At 68.0% G+C, this 3,760-nt stretch carries 5 protein-coding genes; 2 read left to right on the forward strand and 3 right to left on the reverse strand.

Features of this window, described 5'->3' with window-relative positions; all coding sequences use genetic code 11:
- Positions 1-255: 255 nt before the first annotated feature.
- Entirely contained in the window at positions 256-546 is a 291-nt protein-coding gene (locus GA0115259_RS28390) for a (2Fe-2S)-binding protein (protein ID WP_093602313.1), read from the forward strand.
- 22 nt (positions 547-568) lie between these two features.
- Here the strand turns inward: GA0115259_RS28390 and bfr are convergent, their stop codons facing one another.
- Entirely contained in the window at positions 569-1,102 is a 534-nt protein-coding gene (bfr, locus tag GA0115259_RS28395) for a bacterioferritin (protein WP_093602315.1), read from the reverse strand.
- A 155-nt stretch (positions 1,103-1,257) separates the two neighbouring features.
- Between bfr and GA0115259_RS28400 the strand changes: the two genes are divergently transcribed.
- Complete coding sequence (locus GA0115259_RS28400; protein ID WP_093602317.1) at positions 1,258-1,890, forward strand: sulfite oxidase-like oxidoreductase; 633 nt, start codon at positions 1,258-1,260, stop codon at positions 1,888-1,890.
- A 79-nt stretch (positions 1,891-1,969) separates the two neighbouring features.
- Here the strand turns inward: GA0115259_RS28400 and GA0115259_RS28405 are convergent, their stop codons facing one another.
- The gene (locus tag GA0115259_RS28405; protein ID WP_176732684.1) at positions 1,970-2,839 is read right to left on the reverse strand and encodes a deoxyribonuclease IV; all 870 of its coding nucleotides are present in this window, start codon (positions 2,837-2,839) and stop codon (positions 1,970-1,972) included.
- 12 nt (positions 2,840-2,851) lie between these two features.
- Positions 2,852-3,760, reverse strand: a 909-nt coding sequence (locus tag GA0115259_RS28410; protein WP_141716723.1) for a Stk1 family PASTA domain-containing Ser/Thr kinase, incomplete at its 5' end; no start/stop codon positions are given.

Genomic DNA, 3,760 nt, shown 5'->3' on the forward strand with positions numbered 1-3,760 from the left:
CCGCGCCTGAACCGCAGCCAGTCCCTGGACCTGGCCTTCCTCGTCGCCGAGATGTACCGCGACCAGTAAGGCCGACCGCGACCAGTAGGGTCGGCCGGGCACTTTCAGTGAGGCGTACGACACGGTGGGGCGTGGATCGATGTGATCCGCGCCCCATCAGTGCTTTTCGGGCTTTTGCGGGCCGAGGGCGGCAGCTAAGGTTAGGTTCACCTCACCGACTGGCGGGGTGGCCCGATCGATGAACCCGCCCGGGAGGTGAACCGCGTGTACGTCTGCTCCTGCTTCGGCATCACCGAGACAGAGGTGAGGGCACACGCGGACGCCGGTGCGTGCACTCCTCGCCAGATCGCGTCGGCCAGCAAGGCGGGCACCGACTGCGGCTCCTGTGTACGCCGTATCCAGTCGATCCTCGGGCGCGGCGGCTGCCCGCGCCGTGAACTGCTCGACGGACGTGCTCCCGCGCTCGCCGAACCGGCGGCCCTGGAGGCCGCACCCGTATCCATGGCCTCTGTCCCGGTCCCGGCGGCCCTGCGCAAGGCCGCTTAGGCAAGGCAGCTCAGGGCTGAGCCTAGTGCCGGTCGCCCGAGCCTGAGCTGTCCGTGTGGTCCCATCGGCTGTCCTGGTCGCCGTCCGGCTGCTCGATCACCTGCGCGATATAGAGCGCCTCGCCCAGCTTCTCGACCAGATCGAGTTGGGTGTCGAGATAGTCGATGTGGTGCTCCTCGTCCGCCAGGATAGATTCGAAGATCCTCTTCGATGTGTGATCCCCTTTGGCCCGCATGACCTCGATCCCGCGCTTGAGCCGGTCGATCGCCTCCACCTCGACCTCGCGGTCGGCCCGGAACATCTCCGTCACGGTCTGGCCCACCCGTACATGGAAGAGCCGCTGGTAGTTGGGCAGGGCTTCCAGGAAGAGAATCCGGTCGGTGAGCAGCTCGGCATGCCTCATCTCGTCGAACGACTCGGCCCGGGTGTACTTCGCGAGCTTCGTCCAGCCGAAGTTCTCCTGCATCTTCGCGTGCAGAAAGTACTGGTTGATCGCGGTCAGTTCGCCGGTGAGCTGCTCATTGAGGAACTCGATGACCTCGGGATCGCCCTGCATCGCAGAGACTCCTTCCTGGCGGGTGACGGGGCAGAATGCGCGCATCCTGACGCCGAGGCCAGGATCCGTCCGGTAGGTACATGCTTAGCAGGAATTGCCCGAATCGGTCCCGACCTGGTCATGACCACCCCTCCCCGTCTGTCACCATGGAAGGCATGGGTCAGCCGGAGAGCCGGGAGTATCGAGAGCCGGAGCAGGCCGAGCTACCACCGGGGCAGCGCTTGCAGCGCGGCTGGCCGGTGACCCATTACGGACCCGTGCCGCGGTTCAAGCCGGACCGCTGGGAATTCCGGGTCTTCGGCGCCACCGCGGACGGTGACAAGCGCTGCTGGAACCACGACGAGTTCTCGGCGCTGCCGTTCTCCACCGTCGTCGCGGATCTGCACTGTGTGACGAAGTTCAGCATGGTGGGAGCCGAATGGGGCGGTGTGCCCGCCCGTACGCTCCTGGATCTGGCGCCGCCCGCGCCGGCCGTGACCCATGTGATGGTCTGGGCGGAGTACGGCTACAGCTCCAATCTGCGGCTCGCCGACTTCGTGTCCGACCGTACGATCTTCGCCACCCACAAGGACGGTGAGCTGCTCACCGCCGAACACGGTTTTCCGGTCCGGCTCGTCGTTCCGCATCTGTACGCCTGGAAGGGACCCAAGTGGGTCCGGGGCGTGGAGTACATGACCGCCGACCGCCGTGGCTTCTGGGAGGAGCGCGGCTATCACAATGTCGGCGATCCATGGGCCGAACAGCGCTACTCCTACCAGGAGCTGCCGGGCGACGGCCCGGAGCTGTAGCCGGGCCGGGTCGCCAGATCTGGCCGACTGGCCCGTCCGGTCCGTCTGGTCCGTCCGGTCCGGTCCGTCCGGCTTCGGATCAGCGGTCGCGCAGCTTCTTCAACAGCCGTATGTCCGCCGCCTGCCCTTCCTTGCCGCCCGGTGTCTCGATCACCAGCGGTACGTTCTCGGTCGCCGGATGCGAGAACAGCTCACCGAACGGCTCCTCGCCGATCTGCCCTGCGCCGATATTGACGTGCCGGTCCTTGTGTGCGCCGACGACATCCTTGGAGTCATTGGCGTGGATCAGCTTGAGCCGGCCCTCGCCGACCGTGTCCACCAGCAGATCCAGTGTCTGCCGCATACCGTGCGGTCCCGCGAGATCGTGCCCGGCGGCGAAGACATGGCAGGTGTCCAGACAGATGCCCAGCTTGGGATGCGAGTCGAGCGCCTCGAAGTACGGGCCGAAGTCCCAGGTGCGCGAACAGATCGAAAAGCCCTGCCCGGCCGTGGACTCCAGCAGCAGGAACGGATCGTCGTCATGGGTCAGCTCGTCCAGCAGCGGCAGCATTCGCTCCCGTACCTGCGCGAGCGCCACCTCGCGGCTACGGCCGCCGGTCGCCGAGCCCGTATGCACGACCACACCCAGCGCGCCGATCTCCCGGCCTCTGCGCAGGCTGTGCCGCAGTGACGCCACCGACTGCTCGGCGGTCGCCTCGGTGTGCGAGCCGAAGTTGATCAGATACGGAGCGTGCACATACGCCGTGATGCCCTCGGCCGCGCACTCCGCGCGGAACCGCTCGTCCTGCGCCGGATTCCCGTTGGGCGTCGCCCAGCCGCGCGGATTGGCGACAAAGACCTGAACGGTCTCGGCGTCCAGCTCACGCGCGTACGCCAGACCGGTCGCGGCGAGGCCGCCGGCCACGGGGACATGGCTGCCGACAGGGTTGCGCAGGGTGGACAGGCGCATGGTGGACAGGGCCTAGAGTCCCTCGGTCTTGATGGTGATGGTGCTGCCCTCGGGAGCCTCGTCGCCGCCGTCCACGGACTGCTCGGTCACGGTGTTGCCCAGGAACGGGAAGCCGCGGTCGATCTCGACCACGAATCCCGCCGCCTCCAGCAGACTTCTGGCGCTGTCCGTCGTCTCGCCGACGACATCCGGTACGGAGACCAGCCGCGGGCCCTTGGAGACCGTCAGTGTGACGGTGTCACCACGAGCGAGCTGTGAGCCCTCCGCCGCGGACTGCCGGGCGACGGTGCCCTCGTCCTCGGGAGAGTTCACCTGTACGGCGGCGATCCTGACCTTGAGTCCCGCCTGCTCCAGCTCGGTGGTGGCCTCGGACACGGACTCGCCGGTCACATCGGGCATATCGACCGGGCTGCCCTTGCTCACGACGAGCGCGACGCCCGAATCGGGCCGTACATCGGTCCCGGCCGCGGGCGACGAACTCACCACGGCGCCCTGGGCGGTCTGCTCGTCGAACTCCCGGGTGACGATCCCGGCGGCCAGACCGGCCCGCTTCAGCGCGCGCCTCGCCTCGGCCAGAGGCACGCCCGTCACATCGGGAACCCGCACGATCTCCGGGCCGCGCGAGATGACGAGCGTCACCGGGCCGTCACCGCGGATACGCGTACGAGGCCCGGGATCGCTGCTGATGACCGTGCCGCGCTCGACGGTCTCGCTGAAGTCCTTGGTGACCTTCGCGTCGAGCCCCGCGTCGGCGAGCCGCTTCCTGGCCTCCTGCTCGCTCTGGCCGAGCAGCGAGGGAACGCGGGTGAACTGACCGGAATTGATGTACCAGACACCGGCGCCGACACCGAGTACCAGCAGCACGGCGACGACCGCCGCCGCGATGCCTCTGCGCGGCACGGCCACGCGCCGGCGGGGGCC

It is taken from the genome of Streptomyces sp. MnatMP-M17 (assembly GCF_900091995.1).
GTDB lineage: Bacteria > Actinomycetota > Actinomycetes > Streptomycetales > Streptomycetaceae > Streptomyces.